The organism is Pseudomonas sp. 51_B, assembly GCF_017491595.1.
In the GTDB taxonomy this organism is placed as follows: domain Bacteria; phylum Pseudomonadota; class Gammaproteobacteria; order Pseudomonadales; family Pseudomonadaceae; genus Aquipseudomonas; species Aquipseudomonas promysalinigenes.
In genome coordinates this window covers 1-446 of sequence record NZ_JAFGYW010000406.1, presented here as the reverse complement: position 1 = coordinate 446, position 446 = coordinate 1, and the positions used below count along the sequence as shown (strand labels likewise).

1 protein-coding gene is annotated in these 446 nt (G+C 68.6%); it reads right to left on the bottom strand.

Annotation, left to right across the window (positions count from 1 at the left end; genetic code table 11):
• Positions 1-446: PLP-dependent transferase (locus J5M56_RS25460; protein ID WP_207938119.1), on the bottom strand; the 446-nt coding region annotated here is incomplete at both ends.

The window sequence follows — 446 nt, the reverse complement described above, 5'->3', positions numbered from 1 at the left end:
GTCTCTTCCTTCACGCCCGCTTTCGCGAGCTCGTCCGGCGAGAGCTGGCGATGCGTCGTCGAAGCGGGATGCGTCGCGAGCGACTTCGCGTCGCCGATGTTGACGAGGCGCGTGAAGAGCTTCAGCGCGTCCCGGAACGCGGCGCCCGCCGCGCGCCCGCCCTTCACGCCGAATGTCAGGATGCCCGGCGCGCGGCCCGACAGGTAGCGCTCGACGAGCGCGTGATCCCGATGATTCGGCAGCCCGGAATAATCGACCCATTCGACTTTTTCGTGCCGCGCGAGATGCTGCGCGATCCGGAACGGCGCGCGGCGCGCGCCGTCCGCGTAGACCGGCACGACTTCGTACACGCCGTCGCCGAAGATGAAGCCGCGGTCGAGCACCGGCACGCGCGCTTCGGAAAGCGGCACCAGCTCCTCGTGCGAAGCGACGCTCAGATAGACGAT